The organism is Psychroserpens sp. AS72 (assembly GCF_038900375.1).
GTDB lineage: Bacteria > Bacteroidota > Bacteroidia > Flavobacteriales > Flavobacteriaceae > Psychroserpens.
In genome coordinates this window covers 526,897-551,520 of sequence record NZ_JBBMRC010000001.1, presented here as the reverse complement: position 1 = coordinate 551,520, position 24,624 = coordinate 526,897, and the positions used below count along the sequence as shown (strand labels likewise).

Genomic DNA, 24,624 nt, shown 5'->3' with positions numbered 1-24,624 from the left:
ATTTATGTATTAGTTAGTTATTTTATCCTTTGATTTTGACTTCTTCTTCCTTTGACTCTTTTTCTAAATCTCTATGTTCACCTAAGTTTTCATGAATGAAGTTTGTCATTTTTTTATAGAGATGCAATCTTGTGTTTCCGCCATAAATACCATGATTTTTGTCTGGATAGATCATCCATTCAAATTGCTTATCGGCTTGAATTAAGGCTTCAACCATACGCATTGTATTTTGAACATGCACATTATCATCACCTGTACCATGAATTAACAAGAACTCTCCTTTTAATTTATCTACGTGGTTAATTGGTGAGTTTTCATCATATCCTGAAGGATTCTCTTGAGGCGTTGTCATATAACGTTCTGTATAGATAGAATCATAGAATCTCCAACTTGTTACTGGTGCCACAGCGATTGCCATAGAAAACGTATCATTACCTTTAAACAAAGCATTACTACTCATAAAGCCACCATAACTCCAGCCCCAAATACCAATATTATTTTCATCAATGTATGATAATTTTCCTAATTGTTTTGCTGCTTGGATTTGATCTTCAACTTCGTATTTACCTAATTCGTTTTGTGTGACTTTTTTAAAATCTGCTCCTTTAAAACCTGTACCTCTACCATCAATACAAACAACAATATAACCTTGTTGCGCTAAATGCTGATACCAGTAATCATTAGCATTATTCCAACGGTTAGTGACTTGTTGTGATCCTGGACCAGAATATTGATACATAAACAACGGATAGGTTTTATTCTCATCAAAATCTGCAGGCTTAATCGTCCACATATTTAAATCATTACCATTAACATTAATCGTACTAAACTCTTTTTGAGATGTTTTGTAACGCGATAACTTTTGTGCTAGTTTATCATTGTCTTTGATACTTTTAACCAAGTTTCCTGTTTTAGAATTGTTCAACGTATATTCTGGAGGATTAGTAGCACTAGAAAACGAATTGATAAAGTAAGTAAAGTCTGCACTAAAAGACGCAGAGTTTGTTCCTGTATTTTTTGTTAGGCGTTGTTTCTTTTTTCCGTTGAGACCTATAGAATAGACACTTCGGTTAACTGAGCCATCTTCGGTTGATTGATAAAAAATTCGTTTTGAATTTTGATCATAACCATAATAATCGGTGACTTCCCAATCTCCTGATGTGACTTGATTAATTAATTTTCCGTCTTTATCGTAGTGATAGATGTGGTTCCATCCGTCTTTTTCACTTGTCCAAATAAAGCTATTATCTTTTAGAAACGTCAAATTAAAGGTTACGTCTATGTACGCTTTATCTGTTTCAGCTAAAACTAGATTAGCAGTTGATGTTTCCGCATTAATCATCCATAAATCAAGCTCATTTTGATGTCTATTTGTGTATTGTGCACTCAATACATTAGCATCATTGCTCCATTTAATTCTAGGAATATAGAAATCATTATACGCTTTATTAAGCTTTACTTCCTGAGTGTTGTTTTTAGCTAAATCGTAGATATGTAGTGACACATCAGAGTTTTTTTCTCCAGCTTTAGGGTATTTGAAAACAGTTTGAGTTTGATATAATTGCTGACCATAAACATCCATTGAAAATTCTGGAACGTTAGTTTCATCAAACCTAATAAATGCTATTTTGTTACCAGCAGCATTCCATTCAAAGGCTCTGACGAAGCTAAACTCTTCTTCATAAACCCAGTCTGTAATTCCATTGATAATCTTATTTTTTTCGCCATCAAAAGTGATTTGCTCGGTTTTGCCAGTAATTAGATCTTTTACAAAAAGGTTATTTTTTAAACCAAAAGCAATTTTATTACCATCTGGTGAAAATGTAGGTTCTTGTATTTTTTCTTCGGAAACTAAAGTAGTTTGATTCGTTTCAGTATTATAAACATAGAATATACCTAGTGTAGAGCGTCTAAAAACCGACTCCACATTGGTTGCTAATAAAACCTTAGTTTCATCATCACTAAAGGTATAGTTTGAAAACGATTCAATATCTCTAAGATTACTAGATTTAACAAGCGTATTAACCTTGCTTAGTGTTTTGTAGTTGTAAACATCTATTTGTGTGCCTCCTTTTTCATAATTTAAAACTGAATATTGCTTTCCATTATTCATTGAGTGCAAAGCATCCATTCGCTCTGTTCTAAATGTTCCGTCCCATATTTCTTCTAGTGTAATTTCTTTATTTTGAGCTGATGTTAAAGCTGTTATAAAAAGAATAAGAATTGTAAAGGATTTGAATATATTCATAGAGGTGTTTTTATGACAAAATAATGTCAAGTTTACTAAAAATAATGCAAAAAACAGTAACTATCGACTGTTAAATATGCAATATTATGACAAGGCATCAATAATAATACCAAGAATAGTATCTTTGTGCTTTCCATTTAACATCAATTTCTTGTCTCCAATTACTAAAATTTAGCAGATGAATAAAACCATTACTGGCTTTTCCAAACTAACAAAATCAGAAAAAATTGATTGGCTTGTTGACACTTATTTCAAAGATCCTGCATCAGCAAAAGCACTTTTAAAACAATATTGGAATGACGATAAAAAACTACAACAACTCCACGATGAGTTTATAGAAAACACAGTTTCTAACTACTATTTACCTCTAGGTGTCGCTCCAAATTTTTTAATTAATGACAAAGTTTATGCTATTCCAATGGCTATTGAAGAAAGCTCTGTAGTTGCCGCAGCCAGTAAAGCTGCAAAATTTTGGTTTGATCGTGGTGGATTTAAAACCAAAGTAATTTCTACGGAAAAAATTGGTCAAGTGCATTTCATGTTTAATGGTGAAAGCACCAAATTAGAACAATTTTTCAAAGTCATAAAACCAAAACTTATTGAAAACGCTAAACCACTTACCAAAAACATGGAAAAACGTGGTGGTGGTATTTTAAATATAGAGTTAAAAGATAAAACTCAAGATATAGTTAACTATTACCAACTACACGCAACGTTTGAAACATTGGATGCGATGGGAGCAAATTTCATTAATTCTTGTTTAGAGCAATTTGCAGAAACACTAAAAGAAGAGGCACAAAAATTTGAGTTATTTTCTTCGGAAGAGAAGAATATTCAAATCATCATGTCCATTCTGTCCAACTATGTACCAAATTGTTTGGTTAGAGCTGAAGTAAGTTGCAACGTAGAAGAACTGACTGAAAACTCTAATATTTCGGCTCAAGAATTTGCCGAAAAATTTGTGCAAGCAGTCAACATTGCAGAAATTGAACCCTACAGAGCAGTAACGCACAACAAAGGTATCATGAATGGTATTGATGCTGTGGTTCTTGCTACAGGAAATGACTTTAGAGCTGTAGAAGCTGGTGTTCATGCTTATGCTTCTAGAAACGGACAATACTCAAGCTTAACTCACGCTAAAATTGAAGAAGGTATTTTTACTTTTTGGATGGAAATCCCTTTAGCTTTAGGAACCGTTGGCGGATTAACAAAACTACATCCTTTAGTAAAGTTAGCTCTTGAATTATTAGGAGAACCAACTGCAAAAGAACTCATGCAAATTGTTGCTGTTGCAGGATTGGCTCAAAATTTTGCCGCACTTCGATCATTGACGACAACTGGAATTCAAGAAGGTCATATGAAAATGCACTTGATGAATATTTTAAATCAGTTTGAAGCTACTTCCGAAGAAAAAACAACTCTTGTCAATCATTTCAAAACACATACTGTGACGCATAGTACTGTAGTTGCTCAAATAGAAAAACTAAGACGATAAATGAAAAGTTTTTACAGCCATGGAAAATTATTATTAACAGGAGAATATGTCGTTCTTGATGGAGCTATCGCATTGGCTGTTCCTAGTATTTATGGTCAAACTTTAGATATTAAAAGTGATGACGACGGCATACTCAAATGGACAAGTTTAGATGAAAATGGTGAAATTTGGCTTGATGTAGAATTTAAGATTGAAAATTGTGTTATTACTTCGATACTTACTACTGAAAATGACATTTCAAATCGATTATTACAGATATTAAAAGTAGCTAAACAACTTAATCCTGAGTTTTTAACCGATGCTAAAGGCTATCATGTTACTACGGTTTTAGGGTTTCCAAAAAATTGGGGACTTGGGACTTCATCTACCTTAATTTCTAATGTTGCTAGTTGGGCAAAAGTAGATGCTTACGCTTTATTGAAGCAAACTTTTGGTGGAAGTGGTTATGATATTGCATGCGCTAAAGCAACTAGTAGTTTGACGTTTCAGTTGAATAAACCAAAACATGATAAGACGGTTAAACAAGTTCAGGGTGACGAGCAAATTGTTAAGACAGTAAATTTTAATCCGAGTTTTAAAAATCACATCTACTTTGTTCACCTTAATCAAAAGCAAAATAGTCGTGATGGAATTAAACAGTACAGAGAAAACAAACTAGACTTATCGGCTTCAATTGAAAAGATCAATATTATAACAGAGCATATGATTACTTGCGAGACTCTTAGTGAGTTTCAAAAGTTGATGGATGACCATGAACAGCTCATTTCAGAAATAATAAAAGAAACACCTGTAAAAACACGTTTGTTTAGTGATTTTAAAGGTAGTATTAAAAGTCTTGGAGCTTGGGGAGGAGATTTTGTCATGGTTGCTACCAAAGTTAATCCTACTGCTTATTTTGAGTCTAAGGGATATACTACAATCCTTCCGTATTCTGAAATGGTTAGAAACTAAATTAGTTTCTATCAAAGGAGACTATTATTTTACGTCATTGCGAACTCTAGTCTGAGCGAAGTCGAGGTATGTTTCGGAATCTCATCAATAAATAATCTTGCAAAATAATGAGAACTTGAAACAAGTTCAGGTTGACATATGGTTTATATAAAAATTCAGATTAAAAACTAAAAAGCTCCACAAAATTGTGGAGCTTTTTAATATATAATAAGAGTTTCTACTAGTAGAACATTGCTCTATTATCTTCAATATCTGCAGTTTCTTTTAAAGCATTATACACTTTAGTTTGAGCTGCACTTGATCTTGCAGTACTTAAACGAGCTGCAATAGATTGATAGTTATCTAATTTTGTTGCGTCTTGGATATTAGAAACGGTTACCATGTATACACCTCTGTCTCCATTAATTAATCCAGAAGTTTCACCATCTTTTAATCCAAATGCTACACCTACAACTTTAGGTTCTAGACCTGCTCCTGTAAGCGTTGGGTTTTTCATATTCACTGCAGATGCACTTGTTGCTGGTCTGCCTTGATTTTTAGCAACATCATCAACAGTAGTTCCTGTTACTTTAGCGCGTATCATTTCAGCTTTCTTTTCTTTTCTAATATCAGTTAATACAGAAGCAGACGCTGTTTCTGGATCCATTAAGCCTTTCTTGGTTATTTTAGTTACTTGAGCAACAACATAACCACCACCAGGAATTGTAAAACGTTTGAAATCGCCAACTTTAGTTTCTTTTTCAAATGCCCAACGCACCATAGGTCTTTGACTTGCTAATCCTGGGATTTGCTCATCTAACACTTTAATTCCATTTACTGGTTTTACAGCTAATTTACGTTCTTCAGCTATTTTTTGGAAATCTCCATCTTGAACTGCAAGCTCAAATTTTGAAGCTTCAGTAAACACATTATCTATAGTTTCTGTAGAAGGCTCTATTTTTCTTGCAATTGTAGCAACCTTAACAACATTAGAAGATCCTTTTTGATCTAATATTTCAATGATATGAAAACCAAATTGTGTTTTCACAACACCAATATCTCCAACTTTGTTTTCAAATTCAAAATCGCTAAATGGTTTTACCATTTGTGTACTAGTATGAAAATCATAAACACCACCTTTTTCTACACTTCCTTGATCTGAAGACAATGCTGTCACTAATGCTGGGAATTTAGAACGGTTAGCTTTTACAATTGCTAATACGCTATCTGCAGTTGCTTTTGCTTGCTCTACTGTTTTAGTTACATCTGGAGCTGCACTTGATGCTCCAACATGAGGAATTAAAATATGACGAACTTTTGCAGAATCTGGTACTTGCTTTTTAGCGACCATTTTAGACAATTTCATCATAGCACCATCTTTATAAGGACCATAGACATCACCAACATTTAAATTGTACAATGTATCTGCAACAGCAGCAGGTAATGCCGATTTTTTTACAAACGCATTATTGTAATTCAAATCTGAAGCTGCAGTATAGTTAATGTAGCTTTCTAAATCGTCAGCTTTTACAGTTCTAAATGCTTTAATTGTATCGTTTTTACCATCTTCAAAAATAGCTTTACCGTTTATAAAATCGGTAAGTGATGCTTTTAGATTATTTTCATCATCTAAACTTGGCGCTTCTTTAAACTCTACATAAACTATATCACGAGATGCTTCTACTTCAAATTTCTTTTTATTTTTATTGATGTAAGCTGTGATGTCACTTTTAGTAACTTCAACTAAACTATCATTGATTGTAGAATAAGGTATTTGAACATATCTTAGGTCTCTAGTTGAATTCTCTAACATATAATCTACCTCAGCTTCGTTTAATGTTGCATTAACTCCAGCTTTAACCATATTATAGTAGGCTCTTTCTTGAGCACCAATAGCAATTGAGTTTTCACTATTAACCCAATCATCATAATTTAATTGAAAGTTTCCAACAACAGAGCGTTCAGGATATATAGCTTTAAGATTAGCAACAAACTCTGTTAATTTATTTTCATCAAAAAGTCCAGCTTCGTTTTGAAACTCAGGATAAGATGCAAAATTTTGCTTTAACAAATCTTTCATTTGATCTTGCTCAACAGTTAGACCTAATTCATCAAATTGTGTGCTCATTACTGCACGACGTACTTCTTGATCATAAACTCTATTCATTGCTTGAGTAGATGTAGCACCAGGACCTAATTGTCTTTGTGTGTTTTCTACTTTAGACATAAAGTCTGTTCTATCAATAGTTTTACCATTTACAGTCGCTACAACATCTTGAGCTGTACCTAATAATGCATCACTATTTTTAAATAGATCTGCAAGTACAAATGAAAATAACGCTAGTGCTATGATTAGTATCAAAAAGAGTGAACGTTGTCTAATTTTATTTAAAACTGCCATTATATTGTATATTTTTAGATAGAAATCATATTGCCTTTTTCTTGCACCTGCAAAACTTCCATTTTACACTCTAATTTTGCTGTTTTATTTAAACGTAGCGATGCTATGTTGAAAAAAACACCTTCATTATAGCGCAAAAACTAAACTTTTCGGTTTAAAACAAAAAGTCAAGATGATTTCTGAATAATAAGTGGGCGAAAATACCATTTTCTATCAAATAATAAAAGGAGATGTATGTTTTTATTACTGAATTTAATTAGCTTACTTCAATTGTAGGTTAAAGGATTGTATTTATAGGATAAATGACACATTGAACCTCTCGCAAAGTCATGTACTTTAATTTGGAAACAAATTATGTATCTCTAGCACATTTCCGAAGGAAATATTAAAAAAGAAAATCTATTCTTCTTGGATAATTTGAAGTGTCACTAAATCAATTTTATTTGAAGACACTTCTAAAATGGTGAATTTAAAATTGTTAATGATAATTTGAGCATCAACTTGAGGAATCTCTTCGGTCTCATCAACGATAAGTCCGCCAAGAGTTTCATAATTCTCTCCTACTGGCAGATTGAGTTTGTATGTTTCATTAATATAGTCAACTTCTAAACGTGCAGAAAACTTATAATTATCAGCATCAATTTTCTCATCTATTAAAGCGACACTATCATGTTCATCTTCAATTTCTCCTACAAGCTCTTCTACAATATCCTCGATGGTCATTATACCAGCAGTACCTCCATACTCATCAATAACAACTGCCATACTTTTTCTCTTTTTAGTTAAAATATTAAGCACATCTTTAACTAACATAGTTGCAGGAACATAAACTACAGACATAGTAATCGCTTTTATGGATGTAGGTTTTTTAAACAATTCAAACGAATGAACGTAACCCAAAATATCATCTATACTGTCTTTGTATACTAAAATTTTAGACAGTCCAGAGTCAATAAATAGCGTACTTATTTCTGGAATCGTTTTTTTAACTTCAACAGCTATAATCTCTGTACGAGGCACCATGACTTCGCGAGCTTTTACTTCGGAAAACTCCAATGCATTCTGAAAAATCTGAATTTCACTATCTACTTCGTCATGTTCTTCTACAGATTCCATTTGTTCACTAATATAGTTTCCAAGTTCTACTTTTGTCATCGCTAATTGAATATCATCACCTTCTGTCTTAAAAAAACGTTTTAGTATGATATCTGATATTGAAATAATAAAAGAGGACAAAAACCAAAACATCACATAGAAAACATACGCTGGAAAAGCAAAGATCTTTAGAAAGGAATTAGCATAAATTTGAAAGAATACTTTTGGGAGGAATTCCGCAGTAAATAAAATAATAATAGTTGAAATTATAGTTTGTGACAAGAGGTTTAAATCAGTCAACAAGTACGTGACAATTTGATATTGTGATGGCAACATAGATTGAAACCAATTTATCAAAACATCTCCCATTACAAATCCATAAATAACTAATGCTATATTGTTACCAATAAGCATTGTTGCTATAAATTTTGAAGGTTTTGCTGTAAGTCGTGTTAAAATATTTGCTAGAAAATCACCTTGCTTTTTTTCAATTTCGATATGAATCTTATTGGATGAGACGTATGCAATTTCCATTCCGGAGAAAAAAGCCGAAAGCAATAACATTACAATAATGATCACAATGCTAAAGTCCATAACTAAGAACCGTTGCGGTTACCAAATTTATTTCTGAATTTTTTTCTGAAGAAAAACATAAATATCGCTAATGCAGCAAAAACAAAGGATATAATTGATCTGTGACCTTCTTCTCCCCAACTAACGAAGCCATCATAAATAAATAATACTGCAAAAAATAGATATAAGTATTGAAAAAACTGAAGAATCTTCATGTGATAGTATAAATATTAAAGTACAAAGATAAGATGTTTTATAATAGAACTAATCTTTTAAGATCATATCTCCTCGACCTTCTAGTATTGTATAGTTTTTAAATTTAGTATCTGAGTCAAAAATATCTCCATGACCATTATTTGCTGTAGCCGATTTTAAACGCACTGGAAGGTTAGAGAACAACCATTCGTTCTTTTGATCGTAATACAACTGCTCTGCAAACAAACTGTCATTTTGAGGTGTAATTAATATCACGTTGCCTTGTAGATCGATTAAGTCTGTTGCATTGTAAACGATACCATAATCTGCAATTACCACATTTTTTTGATTGTTTTCATCATACAATGATAAACGCACACCATCTGGAAACTCTGAAAACGAAAAATCTCGATTAGAATAATCTAGCATTTTAGGGCTTTCAAGATTTGCAATGACTTTACCTATGGAGTCTTTGGCTTCGGTATATTTTAAATTAATGTTTTTTGCTTCACCTACAGGTTGATTTTGAAGCACACCAATTTGTTGAACGTCTTTCATATTACTTTCACATGAAAAAAGCATAGTCACAACAATTGTTGTGACTATGCTTTTAGATATATGTGAAAATGGTATTTTCATTTATAGATTAGGTACTTTTACACTACCTCCAATCCAACATCCAATGTTGATTGTTTTACCTGCCATGTTTTCAGAAAATATTTCAGCTTTAGTAGGTGCGTTTCCTTCGTAAGAAGCTGCTGTTTTTGCTGCAGTACTTTTTAATCTAGAATCTACTTGACCTGCTTTTCTAGCCTCTTGAGCTGCATACCAAAACACTGCTCTTTTATTAAATGCATTGTCTCCACAGTTATTAGCACTTTTTGCATACATAGATGCAATGTATAAGTGTGGTGTACCATCAGATGGGTTTAACTTCAACGCTTCTCTGTAATATGTTCTAGCAGAACCGAAGCTTCCTCTCTTCTTGAAATCGTTAGCAGTTTTCTTTGCCATTCTAGCTTTCTTGATAGGATCTGTCTGCATGTCATAAGATTCTTTCAAATATCTATCAGCCTCAGCAGTCTTACCTTCTTTTCTTAATACAGTTGACACAAAGTACTTCGTATCTGCAGAAGGGTCTGCTTGATCGTAAGCTTTAACCAATTCTATATATAGTGGATCATCTGTACAATCTTTATTATACATTTTACTAACAGCTCTCTTTAACCAAGCTCCATTAGATCTGTTCATTTCAAAATCCTTTTTGTATAATGGGATTAAGTTTTCACAGTTAGCTAATTCACCAATGTAAGAATCTAAACTTCCTGAGATCTTATCATTAGCTTCTAATGATTTCTCATAGAAATTTTTATATTGACCTTCTTTTTTAGTTAATGCAGTACCAGCAGTTTCTTTTTCAATTAATTTATTTAATGAAATAGAGTATTTGTCATTTAACCCTTCTAATTGGTCATTAACATCATCATACTTATCAAATACTTTTTGAAGTTCAAATTTCCCAGCTTTAAATAAATCTACTGTTTTTGTAAAGTAAACATATAAACCTTTAGTGCTTTTAAAGTCTTCTTTGTAGTTTTCAAAAACATTATCAAAAGCTTCAAATATTTGTAAATCTGTAAGACCTAGTGCTTTTTGACTTTCGTATTTAAGCAGTGCTTTTTGCTCTTCAATTTCTCCTTTACTGTATTTACTCTCAAAATTAACATTAGCTTCATCTAAAAGTTTCATATAATCTTCAATAAATGCTATTTTTTCTGCACCAGTAGATGATTCAATTTTATGATCTAAAATTTTCTCTCCGTACTTATATATAGTAAGATTAAACTTTGGACATTTGCTTCTAACTTTCATCCATGGTTCATAAGCCTCGTCATATTTTTTACTCTTAACATAGTCGTTAAACATTGTTAAGTTAAGCATACAATCTTGATCTTGCTGAGCAAAACCGAAGTTTGTCACCATTAAGAGTGCTGCTATGATTAGTGTAATTCTCGTTTTCATCTTCTTGTAATTTACGTTAGTTATATTTTCTTTTTTCAAACCATCTATCGTTTAATGATAAACTAATTTGTAGTCTAAAAAAGTTTTCTTGTATAAGATTTTGGGTAGTTGTTCCTCTTTTTCCGAACTCAACACCAATATTTGCATTTGAAAACACATTCCCGACTGGTAACCCTACTCCAAAAGACATGCCAAACTCATTTATGGTTTTATCATTAATTTCTAAACCCGTATTCTCAAAACGAATACCAGCTCTATAGGTTACTCGTTTCCAGTAACTTCCAAAAGAATTATAATCTGGAATATAAAAACCACCAAACGACACATTTGAAGCATTTACAAAATTAGCATTTTCTATTGAGACTATAGGATTAGAAAACTCACTTGTATTTTGACTTGTATATTCTCCACCTATAAACCAAGCTCTAGGTTTACCAATACCAGCTCCAAATGAGAACCTAGATGGCAACGTCAGGTCTGTTTCTTCTAAACCTTGAGACGCTAAATCACCTTCGACTTCGTTAATTACAAACTCTTGACCAGTTTGAGAACTTATAACAATTGTAGAAAAAGATCTTTCATTTATTGAAGATAAGTCACTTTTTGGAGAGTATGTTAATCCTGCCTGTAGTTCTAACTTTTCATTAATCATGGTTCTATATGTTAAACCAATATTAAAGTTAAGACCACTTAAATCTGAACGATTATTCTCTCTAGATTGATATTGCACCAAATTACCTTCATCATCATAAACAAACTCAATTGCGCTGTTTTGGATGTTTCCGAAGTTATAATTCATATCAATACCAGCACTTAATTTATCTGTGATTTTGTAACCTAAGCCTAAAAACGCTTTATTGACTCCTCCTTCTCCACTGTATCTATTGGTAATTACATCTTCATTTGTATCTTCTAATTTGTAACCTACCGAAGAATAGGGCACTAATCCAAATCCAAATCCAAATTTACCTAATGGCATTGACAATGCGAGGTAATCAAATGTTGTAGAGCTTACCTTTGCTTCACCAGAATTGGCTTTCAAAGTTGTACTGTTATGACTGGCTCCAATAGAAAATTTTACTGGTCTGTTTTCATTATTCCAAATTGTTAAGTCTGGACCAACATACGCAGCAGGATTTCTTAAATTTACATGAATACTATCTGTATAGATGCTCAATCCACCCATACTTCTATTTTCAACTGTTCCTTTAAATTTCAAGCTTCCAATTCCGTAGAAAGAATATGGAGATGCGGTACCTTCTTGACCATACGATTGTATTGCAAAAAAAGTGACTAAAACTATTACAAGTTTCTTTATCATTATTGTGAGTTATATTCTAAAATAAAATTCAAACCTTCTAAAAGAAAATTTGAGTTGGCAAATATGCTATTTTTTAATTGGTTTGACAAGAAATTGGTATCTCCTCCTGTTAAAATAACTGTTAAATCTGAATATTTTTTAGCATATTCATCAATCACACCATCAATTTCTTTTAAAACTCCAAACACAACACCTGAGTGTATTGAATTTTGGGTAGAGTTCCCTAAAATATCTTCAGGTAAATGTGTATCCAATAACGGCAAATTAGCAGTTAAATTATTTAAAGTTCTATATCGTAATCTAATTCCTGGAGAAATAGCGCCTCCTAAATATTCATTTTTAGCATTTACAAAATCATACGTTATGCAAGTTCCTGCATCAATAATTAGCACGTTATTATTGGGAAACTGCTCAACAGAGCCACAAACTAGAGCTATTCTATCTACTCCAAGCGTTTTAGGTGTTGCATATAAATTTATGAACGGTAATTTGAGTTCATGAGAGAGTACTATAACATTAACTTTACTCTTAAGTGTTTTTATATGTGCTGTTTTTAATTTTCCTACGGAAGAAATTATGGCTTTATCAATCCTAGGATACGCTTTCAACACATCAATTGCCAATTCACTAAAGTCATTGACTTCACCAACTATTCTCTCTTTTAGCTTACCATTACTAAAAACAGCAAACTTGACAAATGTGTTTCCTACATCAACAATTAAATTCATAGAATGTCTTAAAAGTGATAAAACTACGAAACGAAGTCTCAAGTTATTATAGTAATTAACCAAATTATAACATTATTTAGGTTCAAATCAATGATTTAAAGCACATAATAAATAATAAATAATTTTTTTGAATTTTATTTTTGTGAATAATAAAAATGAGTCTATATTTGCACTCGCATTTTTATGCTACTGGTGCCTTAGCTCAGTTGGTAGAGCAATGGACTGAAAATCCATGTGTCCCTGGTTCGATTCCTGGAGGCACCACCATCAAAAAGTCCTAAACATTTGATTTCAAATGATTTAGGGCTTTTTTGGTTTTATATAGGGACAACAATAGGGACATAAGAAATTATTTGAACAGTTTCGATATGTGTTGACTTATTTTTTGAAGAAAGAACAGAACTCTTAAATGGAGCTCCGTTCTTACTTTTATTGATATTATGAATTTAATGAGTATCCGATTTCATTTCGCCAGATTGATTCATCATCATTTCGTGGTCATATTGACAACAACCGGGTAAATCTTTATAAGCTTCTTCACTTCCTATAACTTTTTCTGTATCATACCCTGATGCTGCTATTGCTTTATGAATTGCCATTGCATCTGTTTTGGTATCATCAAAAGAAACATCAATCTTCTTTTTATCGACATCCCAATTGGCACTTACAACACCTTCAACACTATTGGCTGCTTTTTCAATGGTACTTTTACACATACCACAATTTCCTCTTACTCCAAAAGATAAATCTGTCATTGCGATTTCTTTTGACACTTCTGTTTTTGTAGTATCTTCAACTTTTTTAGTTTCGTTTTTACAACTTGTTAAACCTAATGCTGCTATTGCAACTACACTTAAAATTACTTTCTTCATTGTTTAAAATTTAATTGTTATTACTTGATTTATTATTATTCTATTACTTGTTTTACTTCTCCACAGGTTAGCATTGCTTCACCAAAATATGGATTGATTACTTTTTCTTCTTTACTCAACCAATAAGCACCATTGTTGTTATCTGCCATTGGACAAAATTCTACATACACTTTTTCATTGACACCAAATAATTGAACCGCATTGATTAGATGTGATGATAAATGCTTGAAATGGTCTCTTTGAGCCTTTATATCAGAGGTTTTAGAAATAGATGTCGCAGAAGATTGTATTTCTTTTACTAATGACATCCAATGTGTATGAGCATTATTGTCTGATAATAATTTCATATCAACTTTACTTAAATTGTTTAATAAACTTGTTGCATTAACAGAAGTATTTTTTGAAATTTCTTTAACTAAAGCATCTTTTAAATTGATATAATCATTGTAAACAACTTTTAGTTGTTCTTGAAATTTCTCTGATACTGTCAATCTTTCGTTCATATTAGTATGGCCACTTTCTTTTTTTGATGCATTATTATCCATTCCTAAATGTCCTTCGTGACCAGTCATTACTTTGCCACCATCTTTATTCATCATTGATTTTTTACCTTGTAATTGAGCTGCTGCATCAACCGTAAAAGTTCCGTTAGTTACGATTTCATTTCCAACAAATAATCCTTCTAAAACTTCATATTCATTACCAATTTGATTACCTAAAACAACTTCACGCATTTCAAAAACGGTTTGGTCTGGATTGGTTTTTAAATAGACAACAGAACGTTCACCTGTCCAAAGTACAGCAGAGGCTGGAATTGTTAATACCTCATCATTACTACTTGAAACTCGTTCAATATTGGCGGTTACAAACATTCCTGGTTTAAATACATCGTTCTTATTATTAAGCACCACACGTAAGGTTACTGTTCTTGTTTTAGTATTTAAAATTGGGTCAATGAAATCTACTTTCCCTTTAAATTCCTTATTAGCATAAGCGTTTGTAGTCACTAAAACTTCTTGTTCCTTTTTAAATAAATCGATTTGATTTTCATATACATCAAAGTTTGCCCAAACCGTATTGAGATTTGCAATTTTAAGCAATGGTTGACCTTGTTTAATGTAATCGCCTTGTTCTACTAATTTTTCGGTAACTGTTCCTGAAACCGTAGCATAGACTGGAAAGTTTTCTTTCACTTTTCCTGTTTCTTCAATCTGATTGATTTGATTTTCAGATAGCTTCCACAACTTCAATTTATTGCGAACCGCCTTGTACAATGCAGGTTGTGATTCCTTTAAAGATGATGCTGTAATTAACTCTTGTTGTGCTGCATACAATTCTGGCGAATAAATGGTTGCTAATAATTGACCTTTACGGACTTTTTCGCCTGTAAAACTAACATTCAAACGTTCTATTCTACCCGAAAAATAACTGACTTGTACTGCGTTTGCTTCTTCATTTTCAGCAATTTTACCAGATAATTTAAGGGTGTTGCCATCAACATTTCCTTTGCCTACAACAGTTGTTTGAATATTGGCTAAAGCCATCGCATTTTCGGTTAACTTGAATTGGTCTGCTAACAGACCATCACTTCCACTTTCGGCAGGAATTAAGTCCATACCGCAAATAGGACAATCACCTGGTTCTGGTTGCATAATTTGTGGATGCATTGAACACGTCCACATTTGATTGATTTCCGTTGTTTCCGTATGATTGTGTTCCGCACTTTCAACTGATGAACCTCCAAATAGCAACCAACCCAAGAGCAAACCTAATGCGAGTAAACCTATATATATGACTATGTTATTATTTTTCATTTTCTAATCGTTTTATTATGGCTTTCATTTCTGCAATTTCTCTTTTTTGTGCTTCAATAATATCATTTGCTAACTTTTGAACTTCAGCATCTTGAAAATTTGCATTAGAACTTGTCAAAATAGCTGATGAATGGTGAGGTATCATCGCTTTCATCCATTGAACATCACCAATGGGTGTTTGCGTTCTCAACCCGTAAAGACATCCAAAAAATACGATAGTGGAAATACCAATAATCGTATAATTAACTTTAGTATTCTTATACATCTTCCACATAAACAATAGCATTGAAACTGCCATTGGCGCGACCATTAACAAGGTCATGTAAGTTCTTGTTGTGCTCACTAAAACATGATCTAATTCAAAGACATTTAAAAACATAATAGCGTACATCATAATAAATGACACTAACATCATTAGACCAAATTTCTTGTAATTTGATTTTTTCATAGTGTTGTGATTTTCCATAATAATTTTGAATTAAAAGATTAACATTAAACTTGCCATAACTATCATAATTGCGTTTTCTATAAAAGTGGCTTCTGTCATTGGTAGTTTAAGGGCTGTACCTAAACAAGCACATCGAATAGACTTTTTATCCAACAACGTTTTTGTAACACCAATTGTGGTTATCCCTAAAACGACAAGGGTAATGATGAGCGCGATATTGACTTCGAATCGCAATAAAAACATAAGACCTAATGCTGTTTCAATAAATGGGTAAATTTTTCCGTAAGCAGGTATTCGTTTTGCTAATGGATCGTACATACTAAATGACTCTGGAAAACCCTTTAAATCTAGCATTTTAAAAAAACTAAATACAATGTAGAATAAACCCATAAAGTCAAGCATAAAATCTTGCCAATTCCAATTTTTATAATGTAACAATACACTTGCCGAAGCGATATAAAAAATAATAAGCAAAAGAGGTTTTAATTGTTGCAACTTGCTTTTTTCTTCTTCCATTGGCATTGCCGACATAGTTGAAGAAGCAAACACATTTCTTTCTTGTTTTTCAGATAATGTATATTTTTCTGGTAATGCACTTTTTAATGTTTCTGTATCTATATGCTTATCCATAATTATTTCAGCTTCACCTTTTTCAAGATTAACCGAAACTTTGGTAACATGGTTTAAAGCATTTAACTTTTTTTCTACGGAAGCCTTGCAGTTATTGCAAGTCATTCCTTCTATTTTATATGTGTGTTTCATAGTTTACTGAATTAAATAATTAATAATTGTGCTTTGCACATAGTAGCCCTTAATAGACTCTATTTGGTTCATTTGAAATTTTAGTTGTAATTCTTGAATATCCAAAACATCATTAAAATCTATCGTTCCTGTTTCGTAGCTTTTGATTAAAATGTCTTCAGCATCTTTGGCTTGTTTTAAGTTCTTGGTTTGCGTTGCATAACTTATTCTTGCAGAAATACGTTCATTAATCGCCTTGCTTAAAAGCGTTTCCAAAATGTTTAATCGTTCTTGTTTTTGAACTGTTATTTCTTGCTGTTCTAACTCATTTTGCTTGGTTTGAGATTTATATTTTTTATTAAAAATTGGGATTGACACGGAAACCATAGGCATCACAATATCTTTACCGTTATCCGAGAAATTCATATCTGGTCTTTCGGAAACATTGATATAGTCTAAGCCAAAACCAATCATTGGGCTGCTTTCTTTTTGGTTTAATAATTCGGATTGCTCTACCGACTGATAAAGTTTATCGAATTTTAGTAATTCAGGGTGTAAGGCTAAATTTTCAGTAATGATTTCAAAGTTTTCTGAAGGCATAATTAAACTATCTACCACAGTAACAGCAACATCATTTTCCCGATTCAAAAGGTTATTCAGATTCGTTTGTCCTGCTAAAAACTGTTGACTTAAAACATCTTTTAGTTGTTGAATTTCATTTTGACGCATTTGTAATCGCAATACATCTACCGCTGAAGCTTTGCCAACTTCAACCGAGGTTAGTGCTAATGTCTCATAGGTTTCCAATAGTTTAATGTTTTCTGTTAGCACTTTTTGTTTCGCTTTGTTGGCGTATAAATTATAATAGGATTGTGATAAAGAAGCCATCAATTTTCGCTTTGCAATAACAATGTCTTCATATTTTGCATCAGCTAATGAACTGACATAATTTTCTCTTGAAGTAATTGTACCAAACCACGGTAACATTTGTTTAGCAGATACTTTAAATCGTTGCGCTCCTGTTCTGGTTTCTGGTTCGCTCACAAAGTAACCTACACCAAATTCGGTATTAGGAATGGTATTGACCTCGTTTACTTTTTCGGAAGCTCTTTTGTATTGCAACTCAAATTTTTGAATTTCTGGATTGTTATTTAATGCAACATCAATAAGCGTTTCCAACTCTTGACTTTGCGCAGAAAGCACGAAGCATAAAGAGCAAAGAACAAAGACTGTTTTTATATTGATTTTTATGTATTTCATTTTGTTGCTCTTTTTAGTTGAACTTCGGATTTCCAGCTATATAATACTGGCACTACAAATAAGGTTATTAAGGCTATGAGCATTCCTCCAAAACTTGGTATTGCCATTGGAATCATTATATCGCTTCCTCGTCCTGTAGATGTGAGTATTGGTAATAATGCTAATATGGTTGTTGCTGTTGTCATTAAACAGGGTCTGATTCGTTTTTCTCCTGCTTCTACTATGGACGCTCTAATTTCCTTTTTATTCTCTGGTGTATTTCTATCAAAAGTCTGCGTTAAATAGGTTGCCATTACTACACCATCATCTGTTGCAATACCGAATAGTGCAATAAACCCAACCCAAACCGCTACACTTAAATTAATGGGATGCATCTGAAATAAGTCTCGCATATTTTCGCCAAAGAAGTTGAAGTTTAAAAACCAATCTTGACCATAAAGCCATATCATTATAAAGCCACCTGCAAAAGCTACTGCAATACCAGTAAACACCATTAATGAGGTTGCTACAGAACGGAATTGGAAATACAGTATTAAAAAGATTATTGCCAAGGCTAATGGTACAACAACAGATAGCGTTTTTTCTGCTCGTAATTGATTTTCATAAGTTCCTGTGAATGCATAGTTGATTCCTTTTGGAACTATTAATTCACCAGAATCTATCTTTTCTTGAATCAATGCTTGTGCATTTTCAACAACGCTTACTTCTGCAAAACCATCTAATTTATCGAACAGTACATAACCTACTAAAAAGGTGTCTTCACTTTTAATGACTTGTGGCCCTTGTTCGTAGCGAATGGTTGCCAATTCACTTAATGGAACAGGACTGCCTTTTTCAACTGGCACATAAATTTGTTGCAAGTCTGTTGGATTTGCTCTTAATTCTCTTGGGTATCGCACACGAACACCATATCGCTCACGACCTTCAACCGTTTGTGTTAATACCATACCACCAACTGCGACTTTTAATACATCCTGAACATCTTGTATAGAAATTCCATAACGTGCAATTTTCTCTCTATCAATATCAATTAACAAATAGGGTTTACCAACGATACGGTCTGCAAAAACAGCTTCCTTTTTAACGCCTTCGGCTTGCTTGATAATGTTTTCTAATTGCACTCCAAACGCTTCAATTTGCTTTAAATCTTGACCTTTTACTTTAATTCCCATAGGTGCTCGCATTCCTGTTTGAAGCATTACCAATCTGGTTTCAATAGGTTGTAGCTTTGGTGCTGACGTAACACCTGGCAATTTGGTAACTTTTACGATTTCATCCCAAATATCGTCTGGTGATTCAATTTCTGGTCGCCAATTACGATAGTATTCGCCATCCTTGTCTTCAATTAATTGAGACCTTTTAACTGTACTATAAGTAACATTTTCGGAATTATTTGGATTTGCAATTAAACGACCATCTTTTAATTCAAACCAGCCGTCCTCATTTACTTTGTAACGCTGGCGTACTCTGCTTTCATTCAGCATATACTCTGGTTTATACTGAATGATATTCTCATACATTGATAGAGGTGCTGGGTCTAACGCTGATTCTGTTCTACCTGCTTTACCAACTACCGTTTCAATCTCTGGAATACTGGCAACTGCCATATCTAATTGCTGTAAAACTCGTTTGTTTTCTTCTACGCCAGAATGAGGCATTGAGGTTGGCATTAGTAGAAATGAACCTTCATTTAAGGATGGCATAAACTCTTTGCCTGTGTTCTTCATAATGAAAAACCCTGCAATTACAATAGCTGTTGGTACAGATAAAAACAACAATTTATTATCTAAACACCACCTTAAAATACGTGTGTAATATTTAATGAATAATGAGAAAACACCTAATAAACCAAAACATATAACACTTACAAAAATGAGATTCCAAAAGATACTTTTATCAACACCTAATGGTCTCCAATATTCGGCTAACAGAAATATGATTGCTGATGATGAAATAATGATATTGACAAGATTAGCTTGTTTGCCTGTTATTTTATTTTGAAGATTGAGAAATGCTGTAATTCCAAAAGCTATCAAAATCAATCCTAACCAATACCCATAGACTATTGCTACGATACCTAAAGCTATTAAAACACCATTTAAAACATATTTAAAAGTGTTTTTAATGCTTTTCTTTCTGAATAAAAATGCTGCAAATGGTGGTATTAAAAACAAGGCAATAATAATAGATGCTGTTAAAGCAAAGGTTTTTGTAAAGGCTAATGGTCTAAATAATTTACCTTCTGCACCAATCATAGTAAATACAGGAATGAAACTGATTATTGTTGTCATTACTGCGGTAACAATAGCGCCTGAAACTTCTGCTGTGGCATTATAAACTACCATATTAATGGGTTTTGTTCCATCATCTTCATCCAAGTGCCTAATAATGTTTTCTGAAAGTATGACACCGACATCAACCATTGTACCAATAGCAATTGCAATACCAGATAAAGCGACAATATTTGCATCTACACCAAAGAACTTCATAGCTATAAAAACCATTAAAACCGCAACAGGCAATAAGCCAGAAATTAATATTGAAGCTCGAAGATTAAATACCATAATGATAATAACCAAAATGGTAATTAGGATTTCTAAAGTCAATGCCTCGTTAAGTGTGTCTAATGTTTCTTGAATTAGTACTGTTCTATCATAAAATGGTACAATGGTGACTTGTGAGGTTCTACCATCTGCTAATACTTTTGAAGGTAATCCTGCACTTAATTCGTTAATTTTCTTTTTTACATTATTGATTACTTCCATTGGGTTTGCACCATATCGCGCTACTACAACAGCACCAACAACTTCCGCTCCTTCTTTATCTAATATTCCTCTACGTGTTGCTGGACCTAAAGAGACTTTTCCAATATCTTTGATTCGTATTGCTGTATAATCTTCGGAAGTGACTACTGCATTTTCTATGTCTTCAATAGATTTCACATAACCTAAACCACGTACTAAATATTCTGCATTATTAATTTCAATAGTTTGTGCACCAATGTCTTTATTACTTTCCTTAACCGCTTTTACAACGTGTTGCAATCCAATATTATATTGACGCATCAATTCTGGATTTACATCTACTTGGTATTCTTGAACATAACCACCAATTGAAGCTACTTCAGAAACTCCACTTGCAGAGGATAGCGTATATTTTACATAGTAATCTTGAATACTTCGTAACTCTTGTAAATCCCAACCGCCAGTAACATTTCCGTTTTCATCACGACCTTCAAGAGTGTACCAAAATATTTGTCCTAATCCTGTGGCATCTGGACCCAAAGCAGGATTAACACCTTCAGGCAATAAACTATTTGGTAATGAGTTTAATTTTTCGAGAATACGACTTCTACTCCAGTAAAATTCTTTGTCTTCTTCAAAAATGATATAGATACTTGAAAAGCCAAACATAGACGAACTACGGATGGTTTTTACTCCAGGAATACCTAACAAGGATGTGGTTAATGGATAGGTAATTTGGTCTTCAATATCTTGTGGTGAACGACCATCCCACTTTGTAAATACAATTTGTTGGTTTTCACCAATATCTGGAATTGCATCTACAGCTACAGGATTGCTTGGTAAAAATCCTGTATCCCAATTGAAAGGTGCATTTACTGTTCCCCATCCTACGAAAAGGACGAGTAGTAGTACTGCAACGAGTTTATTCTCTATAAGAAATTTGATTGCTTTATTAAGCATATAGTTTGATTATTAAACAGTTAGACATTGATGTTGAGAAAACACCGAATACAACAAATTATCCACACAGCAAAAAGCCATAGGATAACACAGTCTATTGTTTAAAAATCAAATTAAATACGTCTCGTCAATCTTGAAGATTTGCCTGACGACGAGTGGTGGTTTGTATTCTTCATAAGAAGATACATTATTATCTAAACCTTCGAAAAGGTTAATATAGGTATGAACAAATGAAGCTATGAATACTTGTTGCTCAAACGTAATTTTGTCTAATTGTAGTTGTAATTCATCTTGACCGTCAACTACTGATTGTTCGTTATTACAGCAATTCTTTTTAGTAATAGAGCAGCCTTCAGATGATGGTTTTTCCATTTCCATTCCGCAACCTTTTGCTTTTTTAAAAACTGCAGTTTCGACCAAATTATCACCACAATAATGCATATTTACTGTGAACGACATTGTAGAGAATAACACTACAAAAGCCATTGCAAAAGACATTATTTTATGTAATACTTGCTTCATATTAGCTGTAAAGGTAGAAAATTTTAACAACTCTTAATTTTGTTTAACAGAAGTTTAAACAGTTTAAGAATTGTATTTCTGATTAAAAAATGGATTAAATTAATTTATATTTCGCGAAACCCTAATTAAAACAGCTACACTTTTGTCTCGTTATCAGAACCATTAAAAAGCTAATCTTTCTATTTATTTCTCAGTTTTCACAATTAAACATTAGGAATCCAAAAAATAATTTCTAATATTTGAATTTACAATGAACAAACAAGTCAACACTATCGTTTCTATTAATAGCATCGTGATTATTTCACGAAGCCTAGGAATGTTATGATAAATTAAAACATAAATTTATTTAAAGCCTTCCTTAACATCGGAAGGCTTTTTTTATGTAAAAAATTTAGCACACTTGAACATCATACAATATCATATTTAAAAAACTGATTATCAACTTTTTAAATAAATGTTCTCTCCATTGACTTTAGCGTAAAACAAATAATAGCAATCATCAAAAACTAGTAAACAATTACTTTAGATTTAGTAAACAAAAATATGAGTCAGTTAAACAAGTACAGTAAAACCGTAACACAAGATCCAACACAGCCTGCAGCGCAAGCTATGCTTCATGCCATTGGATTAACTAAAGAAGATTTTTTCAAACCTATTGTTGGGATTGCAAGTACAGGATACGAAGGTAATCCTTGCAACATGCATCTTAATGATTTAGCAAAACTAGTTAAACAAGGAACTAAGAACGAGGACGTCATCGGCTTAATTTTTAATACGATTGGAGTAAGTGACGGTATTTCTATGGGAACTCCTGGAATGCGTTATTCTTTACCTTCACGAGATATTATTGCAGATTCTATGGAAACCGTTGTGCAAGCAATGAGTTACGATGGTTTAATCACTGTTGTAGGTTGTGATAAAAATATGCCAGGCGCTTTAATGGCAATGATACGTTTAGATCGTCCAAGTATTTTAGTGTATGGTGGAACAATAGATTCCGGTTGTCATAACGGACAAAAATTAGACGTTGTTTCGGCTTTTGAAGCTTGGGGAAGCAAAGTCGCAGGCACTATGAACGAAACCGAATACCAAAACATCGTTGAAAAAGCATGTCCTGGAGCTGGAGCTTGTGGTGGCATGTACACAGCAAATACAATGGCATCTGCAATTGAAGCTTTAGGTATGACCTTGCCTTTCAACTCTTCAAATCCTGCGTTGAGTGATGCTAAAAAAGAAGAATCAGTAAAAGCTGGTGAAGCTTTGCGTTTACTATTAGAAAAAGATATTAAACCTAGTGATATTATTACAAGAAAATCTCTTGAGAATGCTGTACGATTAGTCACCATACTTGGAGGTTCTACAAATGCAGTGCTACACTTTTTAGCTATTGCAAGAGCAGCTCAAATAGATTTTACATTGAAAGATTTTCAAGATATAAGTGACAATACTCCATTTTTAGCAGATTTAAAACCTAGCGGAAAATACCTCATGGAAGACGTTCATGCTGTTGGAGGAATTCCTGCAGTTATGAAATATCTACTTAAAAAAGGAATGCTTCATGGTGATTGTTTAACCGTTACCGGAAAAACATTAGCAGAAAATTTACTAGATGTCGAGGATTTAAAAGTTGGTCAAGATGTCATCAAACCAATTGAAGAACCAATCAAAGTTTCCGGTCACTTACGTATGCTCTACGGAAATTTAGCAACCGAAGGAAGTGTTGCAAAAATAACAGGAAAAGAAGGTTTAAGTTTTGTTGGAAAAGCTAAAGTATTCGAAGGTGAATACGCAGCAAACGATGGTATAAGAGATGGATTAGTAGAAAAAGGTGATGTGATTGTCATAAGATATGAAGGTCCAAAAGGAGGTCCAGGAATGCCAGAAATGCTAAAACCAACTGCAGCAATTATGGGAGCAGGTTTAGGTAAAGATGTCGCTCTAATTACAGATGGAAGATTTTCAGGCGGAACACATGGATTTGTCGTTGGACATATTACACCTGAAGCTCAAGAAGGCGGTACAATTGCATTAGTAAAAGATGGAGACCTTATTACTATTGATGCTGAAACCAATTCTATTTCAGTTGAAGTTTCCGAAGAAGAATTACAAAAAAGAAGACAAACATGGAAAGCACCAGAATTAAAATTTGAACGTGGCGTCCTTTATAAATATGCAAGAACAGTATCATCAGCTTCAAAAGGCTGTGTAACTGATGAATTTTAACAAAGTTCTTTGAAAAAAGGAATCTCACAATA

The 24,624-nt window shown here is 32.9% G+C and carries 17 protein-coding genes and 1 tRNA gene; 4 read left to right on the top strand and 14 right to left on the bottom strand.

Annotated features, from left to right (window positions below; genetic code table 11):
• Positions 1 to 22 precede the first annotated feature (22 nt).
• Entirely contained in the window at positions 23 to 2,248 is a 2,226-nt protein-coding gene (locus WNY78_RS02350; RefSeq protein ID WP_342871568.1) for a S9 family peptidase, read from the bottom strand.
• Positions 2,249 to 2,426: 178 nt separating this feature from the next.
• Here WNY78_RS02350 and WNY78_RS02345 point away from each other — a divergent pair, with 178 nt between their 5' ends.
• Both WNY78_RS02345 and WNY78_RS02340 read left to right on the top strand, forming a co-directional pair.
• A complete protein-coding gene (locus WNY78_RS02345) occupies positions 2,427 to 3,743 on the top strand; it encodes a hydroxymethylglutaryl-CoA reductase, degradative (protein ID WP_342871567.1) in 1,317 nt (438 codons plus the stop codon).
• Positions 3,744 to 4,694 carry a GYDIA family GHMP kinase gene (locus WNY78_RS02340; RefSeq protein ID WP_342871566.1) on the top strand — a complete coding sequence of 317 codons (951 nt, stop codon included), beginning with the start codon at positions 3,744 to 3,746 and terminating at the stop codon, positions 4,692 to 4,694.
• A gap of 220 nt (positions 4,695 to 4,914) precedes the next feature.
• On the opposite strand, the gene WNY78_RS02335 is transcribed toward WNY78_RS02340, so the two are convergent.
• The 6 genes from WNY78_RS02335 to WNY78_RS02310 form a co-directional block, all read right to left on the bottom strand.
• Positions 4,915 to 7,074: a peptidylprolyl isomerase gene (locus tag WNY78_RS02335; RefSeq protein ID WP_342871565.1), complete on the bottom strand. Its 2,160-nt coding sequence runs from the start codon at positions 7,072 to 7,074 to the stop codon at positions 4,915 to 4,917.
• Between the two features lie 399 nt (positions 7,075 to 7,473).
• Positions 7,474 to 8,763, bottom strand: a complete 1,290-nt coding sequence (locus WNY78_RS02330; RefSeq protein WP_342871564.1) for a hemolysin family protein — start codon at positions 8,761 to 8,763, stop codon at positions 7,474 to 7,476.
• Between the two features lie 243 nt (positions 8,764 to 9,006).
• Positions 9,007 to 9,576, bottom strand: coding sequence for an LPS export ABC transporter periplasmic protein LptC (gene lptC, locus WNY78_RS02325; RefSeq protein WP_342871563.1), 570 nt, complete (start codon positions 9,574 to 9,576; stop codon positions 9,007 to 9,009).
• Positions 9,577 to 10,959, bottom strand: a complete 1,383-nt coding sequence (locus WNY78_RS02320) for a hypothetical protein (RefSeq protein WP_342871562.1) — start codon at positions 10,957 to 10,959, stop codon at positions 9,577 to 9,579.
• Positions 10,960 to 10,975: 16 nt separating this feature from the next.
• Positions 10,976 to 12,280 carry a hypothetical protein gene (locus tag WNY78_RS02315; protein WP_342871561.1) on the bottom strand — a complete coding sequence of 435 codons (1,305 nt, stop codon included), beginning with the start codon at positions 12,278 to 12,280 and terminating at the stop codon, positions 10,976 to 10,978.
• On the bottom strand, positions 12,280 to 13,008 hold the full coding sequence (locus WNY78_RS02310) for a type III pantothenate kinase (RefSeq protein WP_342871560.1): 729 nt from the start codon (positions 13,006 to 13,008) through the stop codon (positions 12,280 to 12,282). Before WNY78_RS02310 ends, WNY78_RS02315 begins: the two co-directional genes overlap by 1 nt.
• 191 nt (positions 13,009 to 13,199) lie before the next feature.
• On the opposite strand from WNY78_RS02310, the gene WNY78_RS02305 reads away from it, so the two are divergent.
• Positions 13,200 to 13,275, top strand: a tRNA-Phe gene (locus WNY78_RS02305).
• 179 nt (positions 13,276 to 13,454) lie between these two features.
• Here WNY78_RS02305 and WNY78_RS02300 read toward each other — a convergent pair.
• The 7 genes from WNY78_RS02300 to WNY78_RS02270 form a co-directional block, all read right to left on the bottom strand.
• Positions 13,455 to 13,880, bottom strand: a complete 426-nt coding sequence (locus WNY78_RS02300; RefSeq protein WP_342871559.1) for a heavy-metal-associated domain-containing protein — start codon at positions 13,878 to 13,880, stop codon at positions 13,455 to 13,457.
• A 35-nt stretch (positions 13,881 to 13,915) separates the two neighbouring features.
• Entirely contained in the window at positions 13,916 to 15,694 is a 1,779-nt protein-coding gene (locus WNY78_RS02295) for an efflux RND transporter periplasmic adaptor subunit (RefSeq protein WP_342871558.1), read from the bottom strand.
• Positions 15,684 to 16,160 carry a DUF305 domain-containing protein gene (locus tag WNY78_RS02290; RefSeq protein WP_342871557.1) on the bottom strand — a complete coding sequence of 159 codons (477 nt, stop codon included), beginning with the start codon at positions 16,158 to 16,160 and terminating at the stop codon, positions 15,684 to 15,686. Before WNY78_RS02290 ends, WNY78_RS02295 begins: the two co-directional genes overlap by 11 nt.
• 12 nt (positions 16,161 to 16,172) lie before the next feature.
• Entirely contained in the window at positions 16,173 to 16,904 is a 732-nt protein-coding gene (locus WNY78_RS02285; protein WP_342871556.1) for a MauE/DoxX family redox-associated membrane protein, read from the bottom strand.
• A 3-nt stretch (positions 16,905 to 16,907) separates the two neighbouring features.
• Complete coding sequence (locus WNY78_RS02280) at positions 16,908 to 18,143, bottom strand: TolC family protein (protein WP_342871555.1); 1,236 nt, start codon at positions 18,141 to 18,143, stop codon at positions 16,908 to 16,910.
• The gene (locus tag WNY78_RS02275; protein WP_342871554.1) at positions 18,140 to 21,847 is read right to left on the bottom strand and encodes an efflux RND transporter permease subunit; all 3,708 of its coding nucleotides are present in this window, start codon (positions 21,845 to 21,847) and stop codon (positions 18,140 to 18,142) included. Before WNY78_RS02275 ends, WNY78_RS02280 begins: the two co-directional genes overlap by 4 nt.
• A 108-nt stretch (positions 21,848 to 21,955) precedes the next feature.
• Positions 21,956 to 22,369 (bottom strand): hypothetical protein, encoded by a 414-nt coding sequence (locus tag WNY78_RS02270; protein ID WP_342871553.1) that lies wholly within the window; start codon positions 22,367 to 22,369, stop codon positions 21,956 to 21,958.
• A 543-nt stretch (positions 22,370 to 22,912) separates the two neighbouring features.
• Between WNY78_RS02270 and ilvD the strand changes: the two genes are divergently transcribed.
• Positions 22,913 to 24,592, top strand: coding sequence for a dihydroxy-acid dehydratase (gene ilvD / locus WNY78_RS02265; RefSeq protein WP_342871552.1), 1,680 nt, complete (start codon positions 22,913 to 22,915; stop codon positions 24,590 to 24,592).
• Positions 24,593 to 24,624: the final 32 nt, after the last annotated feature.

Excerpts from the sequence above, each read along its gene's own strand:
- WNY78_RS02350 (WP_342871568.1), bottom strand. The coding sequence starts at position 2,248 with ATGAATATATTCAAATCCTTTACAATTCTTATTCTTTTTATAACAGCT.
- WNY78_RS02345 (WP_342871567.1), top strand. The coding sequence starts at position 2,427 with ATGAATAAAACCATTACTGGCTTTTCCAAACTAACAAAATCAGAAAAA.
- WNY78_RS02340 (WP_342871566.1), top strand. The coding sequence starts at position 3,744 with ATGAAAAGTTTTTACAGCCATGGAAAATTATTATTAACAGGAGAATAT.
- WNY78_RS02335 (WP_342871565.1), bottom strand. The coding sequence starts at position 7,074 with ATGGCAGTTTTAAATAAAATTAGACAACGTTCACTCTTTTTGATACTA.
- WNY78_RS02330 (WP_342871564.1), bottom strand. The coding sequence starts at position 8,763 with ATGGACTTTAGCATTGTGATCATTATTGTAATGTTATTGCTTTCGGCT.
- lptC (WP_342871563.1), bottom strand. The coding sequence starts at position 9,576 with ATGAAAATACCATTTTCACATATATCTAAAAGCATAGTCACAACAATT.
- WNY78_RS02320 (WP_342871562.1), bottom strand. The coding sequence starts at position 10,959 with ATGAAAACGAGAATTACACTAATCATAGCAGCACTCTTAATGGTGACA.
- WNY78_RS02315 (WP_342871561.1), bottom strand. The coding sequence starts at position 12,280 with ATGATAAAGAAACTTGTAATAGTTTTAGTCACTTTTTTTGCAATACAA.
- WNY78_RS02310 (WP_342871560.1), bottom strand. The coding sequence starts at position 13,008 with ATGAATTTAATTGTTGATGTAGGAAACACATTTGTCAAGTTTGCTGTT.
- WNY78_RS02300 (WP_342871559.1), bottom strand. The coding sequence starts at position 13,880 with ATGAAGAAAGTAATTTTAAGTGTAGTTGCAATAGCAGCATTAGGTTTA.
- WNY78_RS02295 (WP_342871558.1), bottom strand. The coding sequence starts at position 15,694 with ATGAAAAATAATAACATAGTCATATATATAGGTTTACTCGCATTAGGT.
- WNY78_RS02290 (WP_342871557.1), bottom strand. The coding sequence starts at position 16,160 with ATGGAAAATCACAACACTATGAAAAAATCAAATTACAAGAAATTTGGT.
- WNY78_RS02285 (WP_342871556.1), bottom strand. The coding sequence starts at position 16,904 with ATGAAACACACATATAAAATAGAAGGAATGACTTGCAATAACTGCAAG.
- WNY78_RS02280 (WP_342871555.1), bottom strand. The coding sequence starts at position 18,143 with ATGAAATACATAAAAATCAATATAAAAACAGTCTTTGTTCTTTGCTCT.
- WNY78_RS02275 (WP_342871554.1), bottom strand. The coding sequence starts at position 21,847 with ATGCTTAATAAAGCAATCAAATTTCTTATAGAGAATAAACTCGTTGCA.
- WNY78_RS02270 (WP_342871553.1), bottom strand. The coding sequence starts at position 22,369 with ATGAAGCAAGTATTACATAAAATAATGTCTTTTGCAATGGCTTTTGTA.
- ilvD (WP_342871552.1), top strand. The coding sequence starts at position 22,913 with ATGAGTCAGTTAAACAAGTACAGTAAAACCGTAACACAAGATCCAACA.